General features: G+C 22.9%; 25 protein-coding genes. 23 read left to right on the top strand and 2 right to left on the bottom strand.

Features of this window, described 5'->3' with window-relative positions; genetic code table 4:
• Positions 1-6: 6 nt before the first annotated feature.
• From AACL10_RS03100 to AACL10_RS03075, 6 genes are all read left to right on the top strand, one after another.
• Positions 7-2,127: a Z1 domain-containing protein gene (locus AACL10_RS03100; protein WP_338984475.1), complete on the top strand. Its 2,121-nt coding sequence runs from the start codon at positions 7-9 to the stop codon at positions 2,125-2,127.
• Complete coding sequence (locus tag AACL10_RS03095) at positions 2,114-2,947, top strand: HNH endonuclease signature motif containing protein (protein ID WP_338984473.1); 834 nt, start codon at positions 2,114-2,116, stop codon at positions 2,945-2,947. Before AACL10_RS03100 ends, AACL10_RS03095 begins: the two co-directional genes overlap by 14 nt.
• Positions 2,948-3,088: 141 nt before the next feature.
• Entirely contained in the window at positions 3,089-3,358 is a 270-nt protein-coding gene (locus AACL10_RS03090) for a protein kinase (RefSeq protein WP_338984472.1), read from the top strand.
• A gap of 129 nt (positions 3,359-3,487) precedes the next feature.
• A complete protein-coding gene (locus AACL10_RS03085) occupies positions 3,488-3,721 on the top strand; it encodes a hypothetical protein (RefSeq protein WP_338984470.1) in 234 nt (77 codons plus the stop codon).
• 156 nt (positions 3,722-3,877) lie between these two features.
• Positions 3,878-4,102 (top strand): hypothetical protein, encoded by a 225-nt coding sequence (locus AACL10_RS03080; RefSeq protein ID WP_338984468.1) that lies wholly within the window; start codon positions 3,878-3,880, stop codon positions 4,100-4,102.
• 78 nt (positions 4,103-4,180) lie between these two features.
• Entirely contained in the window at positions 4,181-4,477 is a 297-nt protein-coding gene (locus tag AACL10_RS03075; RefSeq protein ID WP_338984466.1) for a hypothetical protein, read from the top strand.
• A 694-nt stretch (positions 4,478-5,171) separates the two neighbouring features.
• Here AACL10_RS03075 and AACL10_RS03070 read toward each other — a convergent pair.
• Complete coding sequence (locus AACL10_RS03070) at positions 5,172-5,606, bottom strand: hypothetical protein (RefSeq protein WP_338984465.1); 435 nt, start codon at positions 5,604-5,606, stop codon at positions 5,172-5,174.
• 816 nt (positions 5,607-6,422) lie between these two features.
• Between AACL10_RS03070 and AACL10_RS03065 the strand changes: the two genes are divergently transcribed.
• The 9 genes from AACL10_RS03065 (at position 6,423) to AACL10_RS03025 (ending at position 15,719) form a co-directional block, all read left to right on the top strand.
• Complete coding sequence (locus AACL10_RS03065; RefSeq protein ID WP_338984463.1) at positions 6,423-6,881, top strand: hypothetical protein; 459 nt, start codon at positions 6,423-6,425, stop codon at positions 6,879-6,881.
• 241 nt (positions 6,882-7,122) lie between these two features.
• Positions 7,123-8,265, top strand: coding sequence for a DNA recombination protein RmuC (gene rmuC / locus AACL10_RS03060; RefSeq protein ID WP_338984461.1), 1,143 nt, complete (start codon positions 7,123-7,125; stop codon positions 8,263-8,265).
• A gap of 771 nt (positions 8,266-9,036) precedes the next feature.
• Complete coding sequence (locus AACL10_RS03055) at positions 9,037-9,978, top strand: rolling circle replication-associated protein (protein WP_338984459.1); 942 nt, start codon at positions 9,037-9,039, stop codon at positions 9,976-9,978.
• A 642-nt stretch (positions 9,979-10,620) separates the two neighbouring features.
• The gene (locus AACL10_RS03050; protein ID WP_338984457.1) at positions 10,621-10,839 is read left to right on the top strand and encodes a hypothetical protein; all 219 of its coding nucleotides are present in this window, start codon (positions 10,621-10,623) and stop codon (positions 10,837-10,839) included.
• A gap of 11 nt (positions 10,840-10,850) precedes the next feature.
• Complete coding sequence (locus AACL10_RS03045; RefSeq protein WP_338984455.1) at positions 10,851-12,320, top strand: hypothetical protein; 1,470 nt, start codon at positions 10,851-10,853, stop codon at positions 12,318-12,320.
• 178 nt (positions 12,321-12,498) lie between these two features.
• Positions 12,499-12,810 (top strand): lipoprotein, encoded by a 312-nt coding sequence (locus AACL10_RS03040; RefSeq protein WP_338984453.1) that lies wholly within the window; start codon positions 12,499-12,501, stop codon positions 12,808-12,810.
• A 769-nt stretch (positions 12,811-13,579) separates the two neighbouring features.
• The gene (locus AACL10_RS03035; RefSeq protein ID WP_338984451.1) at positions 13,580-14,098 is read left to right on the top strand and encodes a PQ-loop repeat-containing protein; all 519 of its coding nucleotides are present in this window, start codon (positions 13,580-13,582) and stop codon (positions 14,096-14,098) included.
• Positions 14,099-14,244: 146 nt separating this feature from the next.
• Positions 14,245-14,658 (top strand): hypothetical protein, encoded by a 414-nt coding sequence (locus tag AACL10_RS03030; protein WP_338984449.1) that lies wholly within the window; start codon positions 14,245-14,247, stop codon positions 14,656-14,658.
• Between the two features lie 179 nt (positions 14,659-14,837).
• On the top strand, positions 14,838-15,719 hold the full coding sequence (locus AACL10_RS03025; RefSeq protein ID WP_338984447.1) for a lipoprotein: 882 nt from the start codon (positions 14,838-14,840) through the stop codon (positions 15,717-15,719).
• A gap of 57 nt (positions 15,720-15,776) precedes the next feature.
• On the opposite strand, the gene AACL10_RS03020 is transcribed toward AACL10_RS03025, so the two are convergent.
• Positions 15,777-17,111, bottom strand: coding sequence for a MutH/Sau3AI family endonuclease (locus AACL10_RS03020; protein WP_338984445.1), 1,335 nt, complete (start codon positions 17,109-17,111; stop codon positions 15,777-15,779).
• 159 nt (positions 17,112-17,270) lie between these two features.
• On the opposite strand from AACL10_RS03020, the gene AACL10_RS03015 reads away from it, so the two are divergent.
• The 8 genes from AACL10_RS03015 to AACL10_RS02980 all read left to right on the top strand — a co-directional run bounded on the left by AACL10_RS03015 (position 17,271) and on the right by AACL10_RS02980 (position 26,189).
• Positions 17,271-18,554, top strand: a complete 1,284-nt coding sequence (locus AACL10_RS03015) for an alanine--tRNA ligase-related protein (protein ID WP_338984443.1) — start codon at positions 17,271-17,273, stop codon at positions 18,552-18,554.
• A 91-nt stretch (positions 18,555-18,645) separates the two neighbouring features.
• Positions 18,646-19,281, top strand: a complete 636-nt coding sequence (locus AACL10_RS03010) for a hypothetical protein (protein ID WP_338984441.1) — start codon at positions 18,646-18,648, stop codon at positions 19,279-19,281.
• A gap of 5 nt (positions 19,282-19,286) precedes the next feature.
• Positions 19,287-20,048 (top strand): ABC transporter ATP-binding protein, encoded by a 762-nt coding sequence (locus AACL10_RS03005; RefSeq protein WP_338984439.1) that lies wholly within the window; start codon positions 19,287-19,289, stop codon positions 20,046-20,048.
• Complete coding sequence (locus AACL10_RS03000) at positions 20,038-21,639, top strand: hypothetical protein (RefSeq protein WP_338984437.1); 1,602 nt, start codon at positions 20,038-20,040, stop codon at positions 21,637-21,639. The genes AACL10_RS03005 and AACL10_RS03000 overlap by 11 nt, the downstream gene beginning before the upstream one ends.
• A gap of 72 nt (positions 21,640-21,711) precedes the next feature.
• Positions 21,712-22,032 (top strand): hypothetical protein, encoded by a 321-nt coding sequence (locus AACL10_RS02995; RefSeq protein ID WP_338984435.1) that lies wholly within the window; start codon positions 21,712-21,714, stop codon positions 22,030-22,032.
• A 295-nt stretch (positions 22,033-22,327) separates the two neighbouring features.
• Complete coding sequence (locus tag AACL10_RS02990) at positions 22,328-23,392, top strand: DUF2130 domain-containing protein (protein ID WP_338984433.1); 1,065 nt, start codon at positions 22,328-22,330, stop codon at positions 23,390-23,392.
• Positions 23,393-24,502, top strand: coding sequence for an SIR2 family protein (locus AACL10_RS02985; RefSeq protein ID WP_338984431.1), 1,110 nt, complete (start codon positions 23,393-23,395; stop codon positions 24,500-24,502).
• Positions 24,495-26,189 (top strand): ATP-binding protein, encoded by a 1,695-nt coding sequence (locus tag AACL10_RS02980; RefSeq protein WP_338984429.1) that lies wholly within the window; start codon positions 24,495-24,497, stop codon positions 26,187-26,189. Before AACL10_RS02985 ends, AACL10_RS02980 begins: the two co-directional genes overlap by 8 nt.
• Positions 26,190-26,200: the final 11 nt, after the last annotated feature.

Here is a 26,200-nt window from a genome sequence, read left to right as displayed (position 1 = left end):
ATTAAAATGAGTGATTTTATAAGTAACTTTAAAAAAGTTTATATTCCAAAAATTGGAGAAGAAGGAACATTAGAAATTCTTGAAAAAGCTCAAGACATTGTTGGTGAGTGTATAGATGATAACTTAATTACAAAAAATAATGTTGGAGTTATCGTTGGAAAGGTACAGTCTGGAAAAACTTCAAATTTTTTAGGAGTTATTTCTGTTGCTTTTGAAAGGGGATTTGATACTGTTATTATCCTTGGTGGTTGAGACAAAACTTTGCTTAAACAGAACTTTATAAGAGCAAAGGAGGTTTTTGGTAATTTCAAAAGAAAAGGTGAAATAAAACAATTAAGTAAGGTTTTTAAAACGGAAATATTTGATAAACCTGAAAATATAACAGAAGGATCTGATGCCAATTTTTTTGATCCAGAAGAAAACAAAAAGGCAATCGTAACTATTTTAAAACAAATAAAACACCTGGAAAAAACTATTAATTCAATAATTAAAAATAAGGATATTTTTGACAAGAGAAAAGTGCTTATTATTGATGATGAAGGTGATCAAGCTAGTTTGGATGGTAATTTTACAAAAAGAGAAAAAGGTAAGGAACAAACAAAAATAAATAAGCAAGTTACAGAGCTTACTAAAAACTTAAAAAATTTTGCCTATCTTACAGTTACTGCGACACCTTATGCCAATTTGCTTCTTGAAAAACAAGAGTTACTTTCTCCTAAATTTATTAAATTAACTAAACCAGGAAAAGGATACTGTGGTCTAGAAGAATTCCACTTAAGCGAAACGAATAAATATATTGAGATAATAAATGACATCAATGGAGAATTGTTTGAAGATGAAAGATATGAAATGGAATCTCCAGATTCATTGAAAAGATCTATATCATATTTTTTGTGTTGTATCATTGATCATTTAAAAAAAGGCACACCACTAAAAAAATATGAAATGCTTATTCATATTGAAAGAGTAACTAAAAAACAGTCAACAATAAGAAGTCAACTAAACAAAATGCTTAGTGAATATAGGGAATATTCTCAAGATGAACAAGACATAGATTTTCTTATGTTTAAAGACTTTATAAATGAAGGATTTAGAATGCTCTTTAATAGGGAATTAGATTTTTCAAATCAGGAAGATAAAGAATTTATTCAAAAGTTCAAAGATATACTTGGTGAAGTTCATATTCGTTTAATAAACGGAACGAAAGATGCGCTTAAAATACAAGAAATAGAGGATAATTACATTATATATATTGGTTCTGATTTGCTACAGCGAGGGGTTACTTTGGAAAATTTAATTGTAACTTACATAACTAGAATAGCAAATAAAAATAATGCAGATACTGTTTTACAAAGAGCTAGATGATTTGGTTATAGAAAAAAAATATTAGATTATATAAAGATTTTCACCACCGAACCTTTAAAGGAAATGTACCTTATGATTGCTAATTTAGAAGAAAAATTATGACAGGAACTTGAGCAATTTGAAGCTGGAGATACAGATATAGACACTTTTCTTGGTAATTTATTGTTTTCTTTGCCAAAAGAGGAGAGAATAACAAGACCAAATGTAATTAAAACAAGATACATATGTATCAAAAAGTGACAAACACAAAATATATTTCATGATACAAATAACTTAGAATGAGATTACGAGTCAAAACTTAGAACTGAAGGTAGAGAAGAAATTTATGGTAAAAGTGTTAATAGTAAATATATTGAATATGCAGATTGAGAAGAGTTCTCAAAAAACGAGAATATTGAACAATTTATTCTAAACAAAATTGACGTTGATTACTCTCAGTTACTAAAAGGTAAAAACTATAAAACTAAGAAAGTTAAAACAATCTTAATCAGATCAGATCAAGATGAGCAAGTACGTACCTTACATGGTGAAAAAGATATATTCACTCTTTCTGCTGCTGGTAAAAGAAGTGATGAAAAATTTGATGAAGATAAATATTTTGGTGATTCAAATCTTCAAAAATATTCATCTAATGAAGATAAAATTCTTATTGTCATTTATAAAATAAGATTCAAAAAAAATGGAGAGAAATTGCCAAATGAGCAATTAGCATATAATGTTTACTTTCCTGGGATAGAGGTTGAAGGTTATGCAAGAGGTTAAAAAAATAAGGGTTGCTTGAACATATAGAGATGAATATGTCTGTGTGGAAGCTTTCTTTAAATATATAGACTATAATATGCCTCTGAAATTTGTTCGAAAAGAAATTATGGAATATATATTAAATAATGTTGAAGATTTTAATGTTAGGACAAAAGAATCTTGATCTTTTAAAATAGATAATATACATTATTTATTTAGAGTTTGATGTGGATTACCGAAAGCAGGATTAAAAGGTAAAACAAGTCTTCAAGTAAATATAATGGATGAGTTCTTTAAAAAGAGCAAGTTTAATGGAAATACTAGTTCATTTTCTGAGGAATGATATAAGAGTTGAAGAACAAAAAACTATAAACTAAAAAAATACAATCCCAAGAAAGATTTGAAAGAGATTACAACAATAAAAATGGTTAGGAATAAAAAAATAATAGATGATTATTTAAAAGAAGTTAGTCATTGCGAAAGTTGTTTAAAAAATAAAACTTTTATAAAGTTTTCTGATAGAAAAATGTATTTTGAAGTTCATCATTTTATTCCTTATAATGAAAAAGTTCAAATTGATTATGATATAAATTTGGATAATTACTATAATTTAATAGCCTTATGTCCAGAGTGTCACAGAGCTATACATTTATCAGAAGATAGAGATGAAATAATTACTAAATTATTCAATGAAAAAATTAAGAGTAAGGAATTCAAATCATTTTTTGGCGAAGGTGGTATTAAAAAAATTATAAGAAACTATGAGACTACATATGGTATTCAGAAAAGTAATGGAGATAAAATTAAGGATAATGTAGATGAACTATTTGAATTCGTTTAAATCGAGGATAAAAATAAGTGGGTAGAAAATAAATCAATTAAATATAAAAAAAATGCTATAAAAAGCAGTTTTTATTTAGATTAAGAAATTAAAGGTGATTTAAGTTATCTGTAAATACGCAGTTAAACATTTTGCACATATATGTGCTCTATACCTAAAAAAACAAAAAAAGAATTAGATGAAAAAGAAATTGAAGGATTTAAAATAGAATTTAAGACTTTAAAAGAATTAAATTCTCCTTATATTATTAAAGTTTATTCTTATTTAGAAGAAGAAAATAGTTATATTATGGAGTATCTTGACTATAATCTCGAAAATTATTTGAAAAAATATCCAGACTTATCTTTAGAATATAGAAAACTTATGGGAATTCAATTAATTAAAGGAGTTAAATATATTCCTTTTAAATAATTATTTAATAGAGATTTACCTCCTAAAAATATTTTAATAAAAGACTATGATAGTTTTCCATTATTAAAGATATCAGATTTTGGATTAGTTAAAGTACCAACAATTGAGCAAACTAGTATAAATACAATAATGAAGGATTCATTTAATGATCCTTCATTATTGGTAGATTGTTTTAAAAATTATGATTTAAAACATGAGTTATATTCATTTACTAATAATTTAATATTTTTAGTAACTAGTAAAACAAATATTATTGAAATTAATAATGAAAAGATAATTAATTTTATTAATAAAGGTATGAAAGAAAGATTTGAAAATATCGAAGAATTAGAGAAGACTTTCATCTCTATCTTCAATTCTTAATTACATTTATGTGTTATTAAATTTATAATGTAAATAGAGCACTGGCAGCGCTAGGACTCTATTTTTTTGTTTAAATTAATATTTTAGTAACTAGCAACTGCTAGTTTTTTATTTATCTTTATTAAATTTTCCTTGGGGAAAATAGAAAGGAAAACTATGAAAATAACTCCTGGAGTTATTTTTAAAAATTTAAATTTTAATCAACCAATTGATCCATTAACAAAAGAGGTAATAAATAAGATTAAAAAGTCTAGAGATAATTATTATAGGTCTAGAGATTATTTAAACTATATTTCTAGACCTGATGCTGTTTTTAATCTAGATATTGATGATGAACAAGTAAAACTATTAGATAATTTAAGAACTGGTTCAAGAGAATAAAAATTTAAATATAATAAAATGCTTGAAGAAATTAACAAAAACTTTAAGAGTACTGGAATTTATTGAAAAAAATGACTAATGATTATAGAAGAAGTAAAAGAATTAAGAAAAGATATGAAAAATTTAGATGATAAGCAAGTTTTTTGAGATGCTATTATCTCTTTTTCAGATGATTTTATTAAAGAGAACAATCTTTATAATCCTGAAAAAGTTCAAAAATCATTAAACATTGAACTTAAAAGTTTTTTTAGTGACAATGGTATGGACTTTGAAAAAGTAAATTGATTTTTTTCAATGTATACAAATACAGATAATAATATTCACTTGGGGTTTTTTTTAAAAGGAACCTACAATTTATTAATATGTTTTAGATAGCAATAAAAATAAGGTTTAAAATAAGTAAGGCAAACCCAAAAGAAGAAGAGTTTGAAAACAAAATGGTATTTTTTATTCTAAAGCTGAGTTTAGAGCCAGATTAGATATAAATATCAAAAATCAGCAAAAATATAATTCTAGATTTTTAGAAAGTCAACATAATTTAAGAGAAAAATTTGCAATATCATGAGATCAATTTTCTAATAATGTAAATACTTCATGAAAAGATGCAAAACAAATTTATGTAGATATTAATAAAAGTAAAAATAATTCAATTAATAAAATTGAATTATTTTCTAATCAATTAAAACAAAAATTAGACTAAATTTTGGAACTTTTAAAGATATTCATTTAAACAAAATTAATTAATAAGTTCATTACCCCCTTACTTTTTACCACAGTCAAAAATTGATATAAAAGAAGTTGATAATATCTTTTCTTGTATCTATATGCCAAATTATATGATTTTTAAAACTAAAAAATGAAAAACTTATATAAATGACTTTTTATGTAAGATTGAAGAATATAATCTTTTAGAGCATTTTTTAAAATGCTCATTTTTTTATAAATAATAATAAGTATGAGCTTATTAAAAAACTTGAAAAGTTATTTTCAAAAAAGTTTACATGAATACAAAATTTTTAAAAGGCATAATAAAAAAAGAGAAAATTATTCTCTTTTTTTATTTTATTTCTTACATTAATTCTTCTTTAGCAACTCATGCTGTAGTTCCAATCACAGCACTACCAGCAATTGCTGATAATGAAAGTATAATGATTGGCGTAGTTTGATTTGTTTTTGACATTATAGCTGAAATTATAAACATTAAAACCACAAACAGAATAACTAATGCAACTAAAATATGTGCATAAGTTGCAATTTTATTTAGACTATCAATATCTTTGAAATTTAAAGCAATCATCAATATAGAAACAACTAATCCTAAGATAGAAAAAGTCATTAATAAAATTGCTCAAATTTTAATTTGATTACCAGGAAAACTACTTGCAGAAAATCATCCAAATAGTTGCAAAGTATTTTGTTTTAAAAAGAACATTAATATTGAAAATAATGTTAAAACTAAAAAACTTATTGTCATTGATAATCAAGATATTTTTATATTTTTCATATATGAATCCTTTCTTTAAGATATATTAAAAATAAATCTTAAAGAAATTATACATACTTTACAAAAAATAGTCTTAATTTTAAATTATAATTAAATCTATAAAAAATTTTTATAGAACATTATAACTATTTATATATTTGCTAATCTTATAGATACTTTTAAAAAATGAATATTTATTAGATAAAGTTTATCAAAAATATGTAAAAATTTAAAAGAAAAAACAGATTAAAATAACTGAAGAAATTGATCAAGAAATATTAAATCAAAACAGATATAAATCAATAAAATTAAAATACTTGAAACAAAATTAGGAAACTAAAAGATAAAAATATGGCAAAATTTAAAAATAAAGAATTTAAATTAAAAATGTGTAAAGGTATTTATGAAGTTGAATTAAAAAAAACACTATTTTTAGAGTATTTTTTTAATATTATTTTTTGATATTATTACCTGAAAAATTGTGTTTACAATCCTTAAATTTATGATTACTTCCAGTTCCTTGACATGAACATTGACATGCATGACAAGATAAAACGCAATTTGACATATTCTAACTTCCTTTTATTATGATTATAAATCTTTTAGATCTAATAGAGTTTTAGGAATAGAAAACAAAAATATTAAAAAAATATTTAAATTAGTCAAAAGACAAAATATTTTAGAAAAAAGACAAGCAAATTTATTATCAAAAGTAAATAAGAATAATAAAACTAAAGAATAATAAAAAAGTATGTTTAATACATACTTTTTTATTATAATAAGTTTAAATATTAAAGAAAGGAATTTTAATATGTCAATATTTAGAGAGTTGGTTGGTTGCTAGGAGTTCCTACAGCAGAACAAAGACAATATTCAAAAATGTTAAAAGAAGATGAAAGAAAAAATATTCAGAAATTAAAAGAGAAAGCACAGTTAAAAATTGAAAAAGAAGAAAAATTTAAAGATTTAGATCTTTCGTATAGAGTTTCTGATTTAATAAATAGTTTTCTTGGTAAAGACACAAGATTAAGTATTAATTCTAATTCTTATAAAATGTTTGAAATAATAGTCTTTAAATATATTGATGATTTACTAGAAGAGTTAAACTCTAAGTTTAACTCTCTTCTAGATCAATCTTATTTAAGTTTAAATGGTAAAACTATTCAAGTTAATTTGTGTAGTTATGAGGAATTAAAAATTTTAGAGCCAGAATTAAATAAAATTAAGTTACAAAAATTAGAAGATATTAAAAATAACTACATTAAGATTTGACAGAAAAAGAAAACTGTAGAATAATTACAAGAAGTATACGAGTTAGCTATTTTAAATGAAAATAAACAACCAGAGATTAATAAAATTGAGTCTCTTGAAAAAGAAAAAAGAATACTTGAATTAGAAAAAGAAATTAGGGAATTAAAAGAGAATAGAGAAAGACGGAGGAAGGAATTGTGAATGAATTTAATTATAAAAATGCTTGTTTTTATATTTTTTTAATAAAATGAATGGATAAGTTTAAAAGTATGTTGGTGAAATCATAATGGAAATAATAATATTAGTATTATTAACACTTCTTATAATTCTTTGCGTTATTTTAATAATATTATTTTTATTTAAAAAAAATAATATTAAAGTAGAAGGTGTTGATAAAAGAGACCTTGAAATTTTTCAAGCACAGCTCTCTGAGGTTAATGTCAGATCCGATGCTCAGTTAAAAGAATATATTAATAATTTAAGTAATACCAGCAATGAAAAACTTAATAATTTTGAACAATCTTTAAAAGAAATGGTATTGAAAAATGCAACATCAAATGTTGAAGGTATGAATAACTTAGGTGAAAGTGTTAGAGATTTCATTTTAAAACAAACTCAATCAACTGAAGAAAAAATGAATTTAAAAAATAAAGAAGTTAGAGAAATGCTTACAAAAGTTACCGAGCAATCAGCTCCAATTATTGAAGTTAGAGAAAAAGTTTTTAAATTAGATAATTTACTTAGCCAAAATAATAAAGCAGGTAAGGCTGGGGAATATTTATTAGAGAGAATACTTACAAACATTACAGGGATAAATAAAAATAATAATTTAATTTATGAAAGACAATACAAATTAATAAAAAAAGATGAAGGAAAGGGACTTGTTGTTGACTTATTCATTAAAGGTGATGGAAGTAAATTTGTAAACATACCTGTAGATTCTAAATTTCCTTTTAATGCTTATCAAAGTCTTTTAAATTATGAAATTACAAGTGATGAGTTTAAGAAAAAAGAAGCAGAATTTAAAGAGCATGTTTTAGAAAGGGTTAAAGAAACCTCTAAATATGTAAGTGAAGAAGACAAAACTGTATATTCTATTATGTTTGTTCCTAGTGAGGGAATTTTCTCTTATATTAATTCAATGCCTAAAATAATTGATAAGGCTTTTAACAGTAAGGTTATTATTGCTGGGCCAAGTACTCTTATAGCAATAATTGAATCAATTGATAAGTACATGAGTTTATTTGATAATATAAATCAATACGACAAAAAAATTGATGGTTTAGGTAAAATTATTAAATATATTGATAACTACGATGAAGAAATGAATAAATTGTTTAAATCAATTGAAGAAATGACTAAACATTACGGACAGATAAAAATTAAGGAAAAATCTTTAAGAAACAAATATGAAAAATTAGTTAAATAAAAAATAATTTTTCATATTTAAATTATTTTTTATTTACGAAAATCTTAATGAATATAATTTTCTTACATATGTTATAAAATATTTATATAAATAAATGTTTTAAAAAGAAATAATCAATGGATTAAAAGATATAAATATTGATAATTATGTTTAAAAAAAATCAACTCAATATAAATATTTAAAATTGTTTTAAAATATTATAAAAATGATATAAAAGCATAAATTATATAAAAACAAATTATAGTTTTTTTAAATTGCTATTTCTATTTATTTAGATCATCAAAAGAATATTAATTTATTAAAATTTGCACTATACAATTATTCTAATCATAAAAAAATCAATTTCTATAATTGAAGGATTAAATAAATTTAAAAAATATGGAGATAGAATCAATGGAATTTAATTTATTACCATTTACTTTGAAAATTGCATTTATAATATTAAATATAATGTATTTATTTATAATCATATTTAATATACAGGATTGAATAATTCCTGCATTTTTTGTTTTAGGTATATTAATTCTATCAATAATAAATAAAAAAGTGTAACGTATGTTATACTTAATTTAATAAAATAACACAACGGAAGAAAAGAATTGCTTAATAATTGATTATTATGTTATTCTTTAATTAGATAAATATTAAGTTTCTCTTCACATTAAAACTTAAATAGTAGTTATTTTTAATTATTATTAATTAATAGTATTAATACTGCTTTATTATTTTATAATGTTGATTGAAACTCTTTAAAAAGGAGTTTTTTTATTTATGGAATATTATTGTTCAAAGACTTATTATGGAGATATGGTAAGGACTAGTATATTGCCTTTAAGTAGTTATGAGAGTAATTTGCGTAATAAGGGTGGTGTTAAAAATACTGGTAAAAATAAAGAAAAATTAAATAATAGTAAAATTCGCAGTAAAGGTAGATTTATTAGAAAATCATTTCATAACTTTTATAACCAAAAAACATTATCATTTCTTACTCTCACTTATGCAAAAAATATGCAAGATATTAAACAAGCTAAATATGATTTAAAGTTATTTTTTCAAAAATTAAAATATTGATTTTATAGCGAAAAGCGATCTAAATTTCGTAAAAACCAAGAATTAAAATATGTATCTATATATGAATATCAAAAACGTGGAGCAGTTCATTTCCACATAATATTAAATGTATATATTCCTAACTCTATAATTCTTACTTATTGACCTCATGGTATTAATTGAAATGTTAAAGTAAAAGGTGGAACAACAGGAAGAAAAAAAGTAGTTAAATATTTATCTAAATATATGAGTAAAGTAAATAAATTGGACTCAAAAGATTTAAATAAATATGATTTAAATATCAAGTCTTATCATTTTAGTAGTAATTGTTCTAATCCTAAAACTAAAATTGGAGTATTAAATATTAATCCTAATGATTTAACTCAATTTATGGTTAAAACAGAAAATTTATATTTGTTTAAATTAAGCAGTAAATGTGATTTTTTATTTGGTTTAGTTTGTGATAGATTAAAAATTTTTGATTTTGAAGTTGATTTAGATCCATATATTCATATAGCTATAAAAATGAGGCAGGCAATAATTGATGGTTATGCTACTTATTTACCTGATAAATATTCATATTGAATGAAAAAAGGTAGGGAAAAAATAAAAGAACATGAACAAGATATTATTTTAAACAAAAAAGGTTTAGTTATAAATTAGTTACCCAGCGCCTTAGCGCCATTTGCCGTTATTAAAAAAATGTTATTTAAGAGCTTATATATTTTTACGGGCTTATAAAGTTAAAATTTGTTTGTGTGTTATTTTATGTATCTTTATAGGTCCATAAAAGTATATAAGCAAGAAGGGTTGTGATTAATGATAAAAAAATGTTATTAAAAGTTTAAGGTTTTTTAAATGCCTTAAAAATTAAATTATTAAATTTCTCTTCACAATTTTAAGATATTTAAAAAATTTTAAAATTGTATCTATAGTTTTACTATAGTAACTAAAAAATATTTATATTTAACTTTCCTGGCAATTTATAATTTTTAATTATAAAAAAGTTAAATTTGTGGCAATAGATATTTTTCCTACGATATAAATATATTTAGATTAAATATATAGTTAAATTGCTTATCTCTGATTTTAAAAAATAAGCAGTTTAAATGAAAAAAGCACCTAGAAATTACCGCCTAAAAACCTACCATAAATAAAAATAAAAAAAGCACAAGATTTACCAACTAAAACAAAAAAAACACTATAAATAGTGCTTTTAGTACTATTTCCTCTTCACAAAAAATAATACCAATTTAAATTTATCAAAAAAAAAAAAAAAAACAAGTTAAGAAAGAAGTTGAATATATGCCATGAATAAAAATTAATCAATTTTGTAATGATTGTTATAATAAAGCTCAACAACAATCATATACATTAAAATATAGTTGTCGTTCAAATGAAAGTATTTCAAAATATCAAAGATATAAAAATTTATGTTTATGTAATAATTGCGATTGTCAACATTTAGCAGCACCATATAAAGATATATGTACTTGTTGTAAAATGAAGGTTTATTGTGGATAAGGAGTGATTATATGTTTTTTTCAATTTTCTTTAGTTTTATAGTATCTTTATTTTCAGCATTGCCATTAACTTTAGATGTTGGTACTAAAATAGGAGTTAGAAATAGAGTAATTAATGAAATTAATACTTTTGCTTCTGTTCATCCTGAAAATATTTCTTATGAAGAAGTTGGTAAATATGATGTTCAATCTCAATTAATGTTAAGGTCTGATTTTTTTAATCAAGGTATAAACCCTAAAAATTATGCTTTTTCTATTGGTTTAACTCCATTAAAAGATTTTAACGATATTAGTACTTGATTTAATTCTAGTTCTATTAATAGTGATAATACTAATTATTGAGTTAAAAAATGAGTTCTTTATTTTTATATCCAATTAAGTAGTGATAGTTTTTATGATTTGGATTTATTAATTAAAGATAAAGAGTATTTTTCATTTCAAATTTATAAAGATAAATTTAGTTTATTAGATGTTGTTAATAATAAAAAATTTGAATTTAAAGTTATTGGTGGTTCTGGGAAAGAAAATATTTATTATGATTTTTTTAATGTTTTATTTACTCCCTTAATTGAAAATCAAAGTCCATATAGTTTCAATAGTTCTAGATTAGTTTTTAATTTTGATTTTGAAAATGCTTTAAATAAGTTTTTTGATAAGTATAAATTAAACCAGGAATATAATATTAATGAAATTATTAATCTTTTTAATAGTTTTTATAGAAATTTAGTTCAGTTTATTTTTGATTTAGATCCAGATACAAATGTTATTATGAATATGCCTTATAGTACTGTTTTAAAAAAGCATTTTATTAATTACAATATTTTTATAAAAAATGGTTTTAACCTTTATCCAAAAGGATTGTTAGTAAATATGGATAAAAGAATGGTAGAAGGAAATGAAGTTTTACCTTTTAGTTTTCAAGCTAAATATGATAATATTTCAAACATTATTTATGATTCTAATCAAAATTATTATCAATTTTTAAATAGTAAAAGTTCTATTTTTGACTATTCCACTGGTTCTTCTAATACTAATATACCTGATATTGAATTAGTAAATTATAAAATTAAAGAGCAAATAAAAGGTTTTAATTCATTTTCTACAATTTTAGGATTTAATAGTAATTCAACAGATAGAATTAAAAATATAATTTTAAGAGATTTAAATTTTACTATTTACAATTCTAATGACTGAAATAATGTAGTTCAAAATCCCAGTGGAAATTTTAATATTCCATATATGACATGTTCTTTAACTAATCTTTTTGGTTGTGTTACTAATGCTGGAATATATTTAATAAACACTGTTTTAGATTTTACAGGTTTTAATAAGATTACAGGACCTTTAATTCAGTCTTTAGTTGGTACAACAGAGTTATTAAAATCTATTCAAAATTTATTTGCTTTTAACGTTACTTTTTCCTTAATGGTTTATTCTATTATTACATTGGCAATAGCTATTGCATTGGGTAAAATATTTTAGAAAATATTCCAATGTATTTTTTAAAATTTACCATAAACATTGATTTATTTTAAATGCTTCCTGGAACATGTTAAAAAATAGCTAATGAAATTTAAAGAATTTTTTTTCAAAAATACTAATATTAATACCTTTTAATTAAGGTATTTTTTTGTTATTCTTTTAAAAAGGAGAAAAAATTATGAAAAAATTATTATCTTTATTTGGGGCTATAAGTTTAGTTCCTGTCTCTAGTGCTGTTGTTGTGTCTTGTAATGATAAAAATATTAGTACTAATATGGTTGAAATAAGAGACATGAGAAATAATTATGTTGATACTGTTGATAAAACAACTGTTAAAGATTTTAAGTTATATGGTGGTATTCAAGGTGGTACAGATATTAGTTTATATTTATTTTTTAAAAATAGTCCTCAAAAATATTATCCTAATTTAATTGGTACTAAAGAATGATTTAATAAGTATTTAAATAAATTAATTTTTAATATAGAATAGAAAAAACACAAAAACTTTATGTTTTGTGTTTTTTTTGTTAATATTTATTTAACGTTGTGTAGCACGCGTAGCGTGCTTACGGGCGCACTTGCGAAGCAAGTCGCCTTACTTGAGGTAAATAGAGCACTAGCAGCGATAGGACTCTATTTTTTTGTTTAAATTAATATTTTTGTTTACTAGTAGCTGCTAGTTTTTTTTATTTATCATTATTAAATTTTCCCCAGGTAAAATAGAAAGAAGGTATATATAAAAAAATTACAATTTTTAGTAACAAAAAATACTATAGATAATATTAATATACTGATTCAAAAATCACATGAAACAGGAATTAGTTCTAGATATGATGATCCAATTTGAGTTCAAACAATTAATGATATTTTAAAACAAGAAAAAATTACTAAAAACAATAGTGATTATAATGATCTTTATTATGAAATAGAAGAAAGTTTGATTGATATTTATCAAAAAATAGAAACTACAAATCCTTCAACTCCAATAAAACCAGTTAAGGTTATCTATGAATTAGAATTAGAAAATGACATGGAAATAATATAAAAAAATAGAAAGGAATTATTTAGGAAAAAATTAATATTAAGTTTAGTGTTATGTTTAAATTTAGCTTATGTTCCAACAAAAACAGCTTTTTTTGAAAATAATAAAGTAAATAATTTAGATTATAAAACGAACGAGTCAATTACAAATTACAATTGTTAAAATTTGACCACCCAAAACTTATTTGTTAAGATAAAAAAGTTAGGGGGTTTTATATATGCTACTTTTAACTGATGAAGCAAGAATTCTTGCTGGAACAATTCTTGGTTGAATTGGTTTTGCAACAAGTTTCTCAATGTTGTTGCCACAAGTGGTAAAAGTTTGTGTAACTAAAAACACTAAATCTCTTTCTCCTATAATGTTTTTCTTAACATTTTTAAATGCATGTATATGAACTTGTTATGCGTTCTTTACAAAAGAAACACCAGACTTACAAGTTGGTTGTGCTAATTTAGCTGCAATGGCAGCTTCATTATTTATCTTAATCTTTATTATTTCAAATAAAATAAAAGATAAAGTAACTTTAAATAGACTTAAAAAAGACAAAAAAATAAATGAAAATTTAGAAGAAATGTCTGTAGTTGAAATACAAAATGAAAATGAACTTTTAAGTGAAGAAATCATAAGCATGCAAAAAGAAATTGAAAAACTAGAAGAGAATGTAGAAGAACTTGAAGAACAAGTTGAAGAACTTGAAGAACAAGTTGAAATATTAGAAGAAAAAATAGAGGAATAATTCCTCTATTTTTTAAACGAATTTTATATTTTAAAACCCTTTTTAATTTTCAATTATTTTGATTTAAATTTTTTTCATAAATTTATAATCATTATAAGTTATTTTTAAATGACTTATAACAGTTTAATGAAAAGGAGGGGTTCATTTTGACTGCTGCAAGTGAAGTTTTTCTTGATTTAAATGAATTTAAATTAAAAAGAAGAAAACTAACTTTTGTAAAGTGAAAAAAAGCAGAAGACTTTCTTTCTTTAATAAAAGAAGGTTTTATTTCAAAAGGTAAAGTCTTAAAAAGAAGTAATAATCAAGAAGTGATAAAAGGTGATCCATCTTGATTGGTTACAAACAGCTTAGGTATTCAAGATTTTGATAGAATAAAAGTATTTTTTGAAGAAACTAAAGATGTAATAATTGGATCAAATAATATAGTTTGTTTTGTTGTTAATGCAAAACCAAGACAAAGAAAAATAACTTTAAACTTTGTTAGGTTATTTATAAATGGTTGTGGAGAAAACATGACAGTTAAAAGTAAAATATTAAATAGACAAAAAATTAATTTTTAAAAATACATCTTAGCACATGAAGATGTATTTTTTTTTTTTTTTTAATTAAAAATATTGTTTTACTTGCTTAAATTTTTTTTTAGTTTCATATAAACAAATTAAAATTATTATTTGGATTTATAATCTATACATACTTGAATAAATGTGTGTCAGGTACTTCAAAAAAGTATGGAGGATATATGAAAAAATTATTAGGATTATTAGGAGCAGCTGGTTTATTTGCTACAACAAGTGCAACAGTTGTTGCTTGTGGTGGAGAAAAAACATCAGATTTAAGTGTTACTTTAAAAGTTGGTGAATTATCAAAAGATATTACTGTTAAATCAGACAAAATCACAGATGGTGGAACAGTAACAACTAAATTAGTTGAAGGCACTGTTTTAACAGTTGCTGTTAAAGAAATTAAAGCAGGAACAACAACATTAACAATTTCAACTACTGAAGATAAATTAACTGAAAAAGATATTAAAGAATCAGTTAAAGTTTTATTTAAATCTAAAGGGGCCACATCAACAACTGAAATAGATTCAGTTAGTGTAACTGTTAAGGCTAAAGAAAAAGTTCAAGAATTGAAAGATCTAGCACAAGTTAAATTAACAGGATTTACTGCAACAAATGATACAACAAACCAAAATGTAATTGATGCTTTAAAAGAAGTTGATGGATTATCAACAATTTCTGAAGCTAATGATGTTGAAATCAAAAAAACTGAAGCAACTAACCAAACAGCTGGAAACATTACAATTACAGCAAAAGATTCTTCAAAATTAGTAAAAAATAGTCTAAAATTAGAAATTGCTAAATTAGAAGTAACTAAAATTAAACTATCAGAAGTTAAATTAACAGGATTTACTGCAACAAATGATACAACAAACCAAAATGTAATTGATGCTTTAAAAGAAGTTGATGGATTATCAACAATTTCTGAAGCTAATGATGTTGAAATCAAAAAAACTGAAGCAACTAACCAAACAGCTGGAAACATTACAATTACAGCAAAAGGAAGCTCAACTTTAGTTGAAGGTACTTTAACATTAAATATTGAAAAATTATCAGAATAATATAAATTAATATATTTAGTTTTACAAATACAAAAAAATAGCACCTAGTGCTATTTTTTATTTATCGAATATAACATTTTTGTTAATTACAAATTCATAAGCTGGCAATTTAAATTTTCTACCACTTACTTTATAAACTGCTGATTCATTTTTCTTGCTTTTTCTTAAGCTGATTGATAAATTATCTTTAGTTTTAGTAAATTTTGGCTCTGAATTATCTGTTTTTTCTTCACTTATAAATCTTTCAATTTCTTTTTTGGTATTATAGAAAACTAATTGAGCATTTTTTATATCTTTATCATTTAAACTAAATAACTTATAGTTTAAAACTTTGTTTGTATCTTTTTCAATCATAATTACCAAGTAGTTTTTCAAAATTATATCTTGATAGAATGTACTTTCTTCAAACTCATCATTCATTATTTCAAATGGATCTAACTCATAGTTAGTTGCTATTTGTTCTTGTAAGTTAGAGTTATCAGTTAATTTATGCATTAACTTAAAGTTTGTAACTTTTAGAAAATCATATAAGTCTGAATTGTTTTCTTTTAAGAAGTTTTCAAAAGCCATTTGATGTTTCTGATTGGCCTTAGATTCAGTATAGTTTGTAATGTCGGTTCCGACAATACTTTTCATATATTCTTCAATTTGTTCATTTTTAAAATCAACTACATCTTTTACTTCAACTTCATTAAATATTTCTTTGATATATTCAACTTTATTTTTATGTCTTGAAATGATTTCTTTTAAGAAGTTAGTGTTAAATGAATAACTTCTAAATCTAGCAAGTACATTTGAGTAGGGTTGTTTTTTTAAATCAATTCTACTTTGACTTCTAGTTGAAGCAGATAGGATTTTAGTAAATCCTTCATTCAATTCTTCAGCTTTACCACGTTTTACTCTTTCTTGAATAGCGTTTCAATCATTTACTATTAAGTAAAATTCCTTTTGTCTTGAAATATCTATTATAAAAGCATCGCGTATTTCAAAGTCTAAAAAGTCTTTTTCATAATCATGTACATATGTCATGATTAAAAGTAATTGATTTTTATACATAAACTTTGAATCTTTAAATGTTTCATTTACTATTTCATCATAGTAAATATCGTTCAATACTAAACGTTCTTTTACGATTAGTTCGTCATATTTGTTTCTTTTTAAAGCAACAGGTTTTAGTTCTAATTGAAGATCTTCAAAAGTATAATCTACTTTACTCATTAAGGGTATGTTAAATACTGCTTGCTGAAGCACATGTTTAATTTTATCTTTATTATGAAAGTATCTGATTCTATCTAAATCAGAACCTGCCAATTCTCTTAAAGTTTTTCCTTTTGCTTTTTGTGCTGTTTCAAAGACTTTTAATAAATCTTGTTCATATTGTTTGTCATCCATGATATTTAAGTTTCCTCTTTACTTATTGATTATAGAGGAAAATAAGTTCTATTTAAGGACTATATTAATTTTTTATTAACTTAAATAGAACATTTAAATTATTTAAAATATCTTCAAAATTTTATATAATTTAAATGTATTTTTTAAGAGGTGAAAGAAATGTTAAAAAATTTTAAAGGCTATGAATTGTTTGAAGTAGAAACAAAAGTAAAAGAATTTGTAAATAAAGATACATTTACTTTAATGTACCTTGAAGAAACTGTATTTTTTCCAGAGTCTGCTGGACAAGTAGAAGATAAAGGAGTAATTATCTTTGAGGGAAATGAATATCAAGTACTTGGTTTAAATATAAGTGATGATCAAGTTGTTCACAAAGTTGAATTAATAAAAGATATTCAAGTTGGTTCACAAGTAAAAGCTAAAATTGATAGAAGCAGAAGAGATTTAATAAGTGCTAACCACAGTGCTGCACACTTATTATTTGACACTATTAGAGAACTTTATCCAACAAGTGTTGGAAAAGGTTACTTTAATGATGACAAGGGTTTAAGAATAGATATGCAAATTGATGAAAAAATGGATTGAGAAAAAATCTATGAATTAAACAGAATAGTTGCTGAAAAAATAGCAACTCCAGCATTAAAAAAAGAAATGATAGTTGATGCTAAAACTGCAAAAGAAGTATATAACCTTTCAATTGAGTTTAATGAAAAAGAACTTGAAGGTGATTTGAGAATAGTTGAATTTGAAGGTGTATCAAGACAATTGTGTAGCGGAACACATGTTCTTGCATTACCTCTAATACAAGAATTTTTAATATATAACTTTGAAACTAAAGGAAGCAATATATATAGATTCTATGCAAAAACAGATCATAATCTAATTGCAAAAGAACACAGACAAGCTATACATTTAGAGTTTGAAGAAATGGGAACAATGCATAAAAAATTACTTGATTGTATTGATGAGTTTGGATTTCATGAAGAATTAGCATTCTACTTAAAACAAATTCCAAGTAAATTACCAAAATTAGATAAAAATCTTTGAACTAATTTTATTAAGGTAAAAATGCACATCACCAAATTAAGAGAAGCACTTAATAAATATAATCAAATAATTGATTCTAAAATAAAAGATAGATTATTTAAAACTTACAGTGAAATGAAACCGAGTGTAACTGGAGAAAATAATACCTTTTATATAAAAGAAAAAGAAATTGACAACAAGCACTGCAACTTTGTAGCTGATTTAGTCTTAAAAAACAATCCAAACTCATATGTTGAAATTGTTGTAGAAGATTCAAATTACTTCTTTTGTAAATCTAATTGCTCAATAAGTGCAATTGAAAGAATGAAAGATCACCCTGATTACATAATCAAGGGTGGTGGGAATGAAAAAACAGCTCAAGGAAACATTTCTCCAAGATCAGAAGTTAAGAATTAAAATATTTTACATTAGTAAAATATTTTTTTTTATTTATTTTTATTTTTAGTGAAATTAGTATAGAGAGTAATATTTAAAAAAGGAGAAAATTATGATAAATTCAATAAAATTATTGTCAATATTATCGTTATCCTCAAGTGGTCCACTTTTGATAACTGATAATTATATTAATTATGATGAAATAAGTTTAAAATCTGATAATTATGAAAATAAAAAATGAATATATGTAGATTCCAGAAATGAGAAAGCTATTGGTGAAGATTTTCAAAAAGATTATGGCACTAATTATTCTAAAGCAAATAAATGAGAAGATTATAATTATTCAACAACCTTACTAACTATTGATACAACTAAATACACAAGAAACTCATCTGACTTTCAAAATAAATATAGAAGTTTTGTCTTAAATTTTGAAACAAGATATAACTTATTTGATAGCAAAAATGGATGAAGTAAAGAAGGAGATAAGTTATCTGAATTTAATTCATATTCAAAAAATTCAAATATTATTTATGATGGTAATTATATAAATTTATTTGAAGAATATTCAAATACACATAAAGCTAAAGTTAAAGTTGACATAAACTTTAAAATAAATGATGAAAAAATTATTATTGGAGTTAAATATACTGGTATTGTTTGGTGAAAAGGTGGATCTGTTTATAAGCATGCAGCTATAGTTTCGACTTGACATGAAAATATTATTTTCTCAGAAAGAGTTCTTTAAAAAATATGATAGAAGTAAGAAATTTAAACAAATCAATAAAGAATAAAACAATACTAAATAACATAAATTTATCTTTTAAGAATAAAGTTACATATGCTATTCTTGGTCAAAACGGAGCTGGCAAAACTACTTTTATAAAAACTTTATTTAATGAATACAAAATAAACTCTGGAAAAATAACTTTAAATGGTAAGGAAATATCAAAAGAAGAATATAAAAATATGTATTTTTTTACAGAAAATAACGAGCTGCCAATTGATTTAAAGGTTAGTGAATATTTAAAATATTATTTAGGTATATCTGGTTTTAGAAAAAACATAAATGATTACATTTTAAAGTTGGAATGATTATTTGATTATAAAAAATACAAAAATACATTAATTAAAAAATTATCAGCTGGAGAAAAAAAGAAGCTAACACTTTTTATAATGTTAATATTAGATCCTGAAATAATATTTTTTGATGAGCCAACTGCAAATTTAGATGAAAAAAATAAAGTTATATTATTTAAAATATTTTCTTTATTAAAAGAAAAAAACAAAACTTTAATTATTATTTCTCATTTAATAGATGAAATAAAAACTTTTATAGATCATGTTGTAATTTTTAAAGAAGGACAGATAGTTTATAATCATGAATTGAAAAAAGAAGATGACATAAAAAAAATATATCACAAATATATTTTTGATGAAGAGGATGAAAATAAAAAAAGTATGGATAAAGATATTGAATTAAAAATGAAAGGAATTTTTAAAAATGAAAATTAATTTATTATTTAAAAATTTATTTCTAATAACATTAAAAGATATTAAAAATATAATTTTTATTGTCTCTATAATATCTTTATATTTTATTTTTTCTATCGTGGCTTTACTTTTAAATGATATTTCATCTGGTGGTAGTAGAACAGGACACAATTTATTTATTTCTTTAAACACTATATTGTTTTCTAGTTACGTTATTTTTCTTACTTCAAAATTATTTAATAAACAGAAAAATAATAATTTGATCAGTTTAGAAAGAAGAAATGGTTATAAATATAAGGAAATAATATTAAGTAGATTATTTATTATTACTATAATGATAGTATCTATATTTTTGTTTATAATTTTATTTAATTCAATTTTTTATTTAATTTCAAATAAAAATATATTAATGCAAAGATATTTTTGAACAAGCCTACAATACTATTTATTTAGTTCTTTATTAACTTTTTCTATATCTTTATTCTTGATATCTATTTTTAATTTTGGTATATCAATATCCATTTCTAACTTAATAATATTTATATTTTTTGTTTTAAATCTAATATCAGGATTTCTAATGATTTCAAATATAAGTGATGACAGATTTTATGAAAATAAGAATTTATTCTTAAAAAAAAATGTTGAGTTTGAAAATAATCAAAATTTTAAAAATAAAGTTGAAAAAGATAATTTATCAAAGAAATTATTATATGAAGCTAATTCATTAATAAATGAAATTAAAAGTGGGGATAACTATTTAAACATTTTTGATGAAAAAATTATGAAAACTTATAACCTATCTCCAATAGAATTATTTATTCAAGGACCTTTATTTTGAAATGAAGGATTTAATATTGCTGAAAATAGTGAGTTTAAAAATGAATTTCCACAATTTGCAAATCTTATAAAAGAAATAAATTATTTTTACAAAACAAATACAACAAAGATTGAAGAGAGTGAGTTTAAAAGTATTTTACAACAAGATCATGGATTTGATCAAAAAGAATACTTTGAAATAATTTCTAAAAATTTAAACAAAGCTAACTTAAATTTTAAAGAATTAAAAAAAGCAGTTAAATCAAGTGTGGATAATTTTGTATATGATGCTTTGAATTCTACCTTACCATTTATAAACTTAATTAATAATAAATATGGAATTGATTATGGCAAAACAGCTCATAATGTGGAATTTCAAAAAGAAGTGTTGGAAAGATATCAAGATAATTGAGAACAATATTATTTTTATAGATACTTTTCATCTAATTTAGTAATTAATAACTATATTGATACAAATGCTTTTAGTGTTTTTAAAGATGAGCAAGAAAAAAACAACTATTATCATTTTTTGAATAGATTAAAAACATATGTTCGATTTAACCCTTTAGTTCACGTAAACCTTTTGTTTTATGGTAAGACATATTCAAATATGTCAGAAATTCAAGCATTATATGACAGAAATGAAATTTTTTCTCAAACATTAAATGTATATATAAATGAAGATGAAATAACTGAAATAGTGAATGTAAATGCTTTGTATATTGGATATAGCGTTTTAAATGTTTTAATTTTGGTTGGATCAACTTTTATTTATTACAAACGCAATTATGTATAATAAAAATTCCTTATTTGAGGAGTTCTTTTTTTGTTATATTTTTTATATTGAAATTATTTTTTGGGGTAAAAAATGGATGGACCAACTTTTATTGTGTTTTATCTTTTATTTTATAAAGGTGCGACTTTTAAAAAATTTAGATACACACCTTTGTTTTTTGCTTTTCTTCAACAAAAACTTGGTGAAAGTGCATTTAGACATGACTCCAGAGGTAAATACTTTGATACTGTAGAGTTTATTGATCCTAGACTTAAAAAACAAATTACAAGATCTAATTCAACAGCAGATAGGTTAATTGACAAATGTCATAGAGTTTTTAGAAAATTAATATTAAAGGAGTTTTGAATTGTTCAATTGCTTTATATGAAGCGATGAGAAGAACTGATTTTGTAACAAAGTATTATAAACAGTTTACAAAGTCTGAAAAAGAAAGAATTAGTTTTCAAAACTTTCTAATGCATATGCATAGTTAAATTAATAAAAAATTAAGAGCAATGGTTATATTTTATTAAAAATATAAAAATTGCTTTTCTTTTTCTTTTTTATGGTTAGTATAAATATTGGTGTATATAATTTATATTCCAAAGGTTATATTGAAGTTGATAGATAAATTGTTCTTGATACGCAATCGCTTAACTTTAAAAAAATTAAGTTCTAATTCCTTAAATAAAAAGAAAAGAGGAATTATATGGAAAAACTAATAATTAATTGTCCTAAATGTAAAGAAGAAATAGATCTTTTAACATTAGGAAACAGAGATACTGAAAGTGTTATTAAATATAAAGAACACTTACAAAAAGAGATTGAAAGAGATATTGAGCAAAAACTAACTCAAATTTTAAAGAAAGAATTTGAGTTAAAAATGGATTCTGAAAAAAAACAAGTTGAATTAAATAAACAAAGTGAAATTTCAGAGTTAGAAAAGACAATTGCTAAATTAAAAAGTGATATTTCAAACAGTGATTTAATTAATTCACAAAAGTTAGAAACACTTAAAATTCAATTAGAAAGTAATAATAAATTACTTTTAAATCAATTAGAGTTAGAACTTAAAACAAAATATGAATCAGTTATTTCAACAAAAGAAGCTGAAATAACTGATTTAAAAGTAGCCAACGCTACAAATAGAATTCTAAACAATAAAACAAAAGGTGAAAACTGAGAAAATGAAGTTGAATTAGAATTAAGAAAAATAGCTTCTTCTACTGGTGATGAAGTTAATAAAATAACAAGAACAGGAACTAAAGCTGACTTTTTACAAATAGTAAAAGATAAAGATAAGGACTTAGGAAAAATTGTTTTTGAATGTAAAAATGGTGAGTGAAAAGACACTTGAGAGCCTAAATTAACAGAAGATATGGCAAAAGAAGGTGCTAATTATGCAATACTTGTGGCAACAAGCACAAGCGAGAAATTTAAAGTACCATTTTTAGTTTCTCAAAGAAACAAAAATATTTTAATAGCAGATCCTGATAGTTTTGTATTTGTTTGTTCTATGGTTAGAAAATTAATATTAATAGAGTCTAATTTAAGAGATAAAACAGATAACAATGAGTCTTTTGAACAATTTAACACTTGAAAACTAAACTCATTAGAGACTTTTAAAGGAATTGTGCAAAAGTCAATTGAAGGAATAGAATCTGATGAAAGAACTATCTTAAATAAAGTAGAAGATATTAAAAAACATAGAGAGAGATTATGAAGAAATTGACAAATATTGATGTTGGATTTCTTGGAGGGGGTAAGTTTTTAAATGGAAGAAAATAAAAACTATGAAAAAAACTTAAAGGATGATTATCTTAATAAAGTTGCAAAAATAATATCTAACTATAATATTAATTTTTTATTAGGTTCTGGTTGTTCCTACTATAAGGAAAATGAAAATTATTTGGGTTTTCCAATAATGTCTGATTTTTCTTTGGAAATTAACAAATTATTAAAAAAATATTATCCTAATTTAGATTTTATAAATGAATTAGATAAAAACTCTAGCTTTAAATTTGAAAATGGTTTTCTGAACATAACTCAAATAGAAAATTTTATAGATCATTTGAAAAAGAAAGAAGAATTAAATTTTGAATTTATAAATAATTTAAAAAAAAGCATAATTGAAATAATAAATAAACCACTTAAGTGATATGAATCTGATAATCAAAAAAAAGTAATGGACTTTTATAGTAATTTATCCTATCTAATTAAGTCATTTCAAGAAAACTTTGATTTTAATAGTCATAAAAATATAAATAAAAAAATTAATATTTTTAATTTAAATTATGACTTATTCTGTGAATTTAAGTTTGATGAGTTGGGTCTGCAATATAATGACGGATTTGAAGGCAAAATTAATAGGGTCTTTAATGCAAATGAATTTAATAACACATTTGAAAAAGATGGTAAAAAGGAAAATTTAATAAATCTTGTAAAAATTCATGGTTCTATAGATTGGGTTAATGATCAAGAGAAAAGAAAAATTGTAAGGAAGGGTTTTTTTGATAAAGAAGATAATTTAGATAGAGCGATGGTAATGCCCACAAGTGATAAATACCTAGATGTATTTCAGAATCACATTTTTTCAATGCAACAATTTTTTAAATCATCAATATATAATAATAAAAATATACTTTTTGTTATAGGCACTAGTTTGAGTGACGAACATATAAAAGATATAATAATCACTTCATCACAAAGAAACAATGATTTAATAATAATTATTTTTTCATATTCTGAAAGTGAATTTTATGAATGGAAAGGATATAAAAATATTTATATTTGTGAGTCAACACCAATAGATGCTATGAAAAAAATGATGGATATTTTTTTCTACAATTCAAATAGAGCTGGAGAAATTGAAAATAATGATTAAAATAGGAGAAGTGAGTTTTGTTCATAACAACATTGTTAATATAAAAATATTAAAAACATTAAAAAAAGAGGAAATGGCAAAATATAGTTTAACAAGTAAAGGTGATATTATTGAAATTAATGGTATAAATTCAATGTTGAAAATATCTTCTTCAAATATAATGGTTATTTTAAAAGTTACTAAGCAATATTTTAGAGATGACTCAATTTTTATTGAAGGCTATGTAAATGGTTTTATAGAGCAGGGAAAATACAAGTTTGGAGTCTCTTTTGTGCCTTCTATTAATGATTCTGCTTATTTCATAGAAGAAGCTGATTTAGAAATTATAAGTTTTATTTCTCGAAAAAAGGCAAAAATAAGATTGGGAACTAATTCTCTTAATAATCCTACTCTGATAGATTTAAATAAATTACTAAATTCTCACAACGGAATATTTGGAGCTACAGGTCAAGGAAAATCTTACACTTTATCAAATATAATCACAAAGAGTGCTGATTTTTTAATCGACAATAAATTGAAAAATCCTATTGAATTTGTAGTTTTAGATACAAATGGCGAGTATTCCAATAAAAAATTTACTGATAAATACAATTCTAATATTTGAACATTTACAAAAGATTTATTTATAAATTTTGATGAGAATAATTTAGATTTTTTATATTTAATTTTTGGAGCATCAGAAAAAACTCAAAAGCCTTTTTTGAACAAGATTATTATAAATAGTTTAAAATATGAAGATACGAATATATTGGTAAAAGAATTGAAACGTATTAATTCAATTGGGCATGAAGGCGGTTTTTCTAGATATAAAAATGCCGAATTTAGATTGAGGACGTTAACAACTATTTTAGATGAGGATGAGGATTTCTATAAAGTATGTAACGAAATAATCACTGTTATTGAAGAAAAAATCACTAGTAATCATTTTTATAATAATGCTAAAGAAAACGATATAGAGTCCATCAAAATAGATTTATCATCCTATAAATTAAACAGATTTGAATACTTCATAATATTACTAATTTTTAATTTGATTGACTCTGATTTTCAAAGAAATCATATAGAACCTTTAATTAATAGAATAATTAATAATTTTCAAATTTGAGAAAAACTATTTTCAATTAATGATAATAGCAAAACATTTGATGAAGTATTTATTAATAGAAGTAAAGATGAGAGAAAATTGTCAATGTTTGTATTTAACTTGAGCAAACTAACAATTGGTATAAAAAGAAATGTTATGAAATTTATGAGTCAAAAAATATATAATGAAAAAAGAAAAAACTTCTTAATTGAAAATAAGAATATAAGGACTATTTTATACCTTGATGAAGTTCACGTAATGGATAATAAAACTGATGACCAAGAACTTAGTATTTTAGATGAAATAGTAAGGGAGGGAAGAAAATTTAAATTATTCATAACTTACTCAACGCAAATGCCAAATTTAATAAGTGAATCAATGATTGCTCAAACTTCAAACCTATTCATTCACAGAATAAAAAACTATAAAGATTATAAGAGTATTGAACCTTTTATAAAACAATTTAATATAAATGAATTATTTTTGTTTTCTCTTGGAGTTGGAGAAGCATTGGTGATCGGTGACGTTATTTTGGATTACCAAATTGTATTAATGGATGATCCTGTTATAAAACCTTTAAAAGACGATGATGAAATTTTTTAATTAATCAAATA

Origin of the sequence: Spiroplasma endosymbiont of Diplazon laetatorius (assembly GCF_964019625.1) — a bacterium.
Lineage (GTDB): Bacteria > Bacillota_I > Bacilli_A > Mycoplasmatales > Mycoplasmataceae > Spiroplasma_A.
Note: the sequence above shows the minus strand (reverse complement) of the source record. Positions and strands in the feature narration are given on the sequence as shown.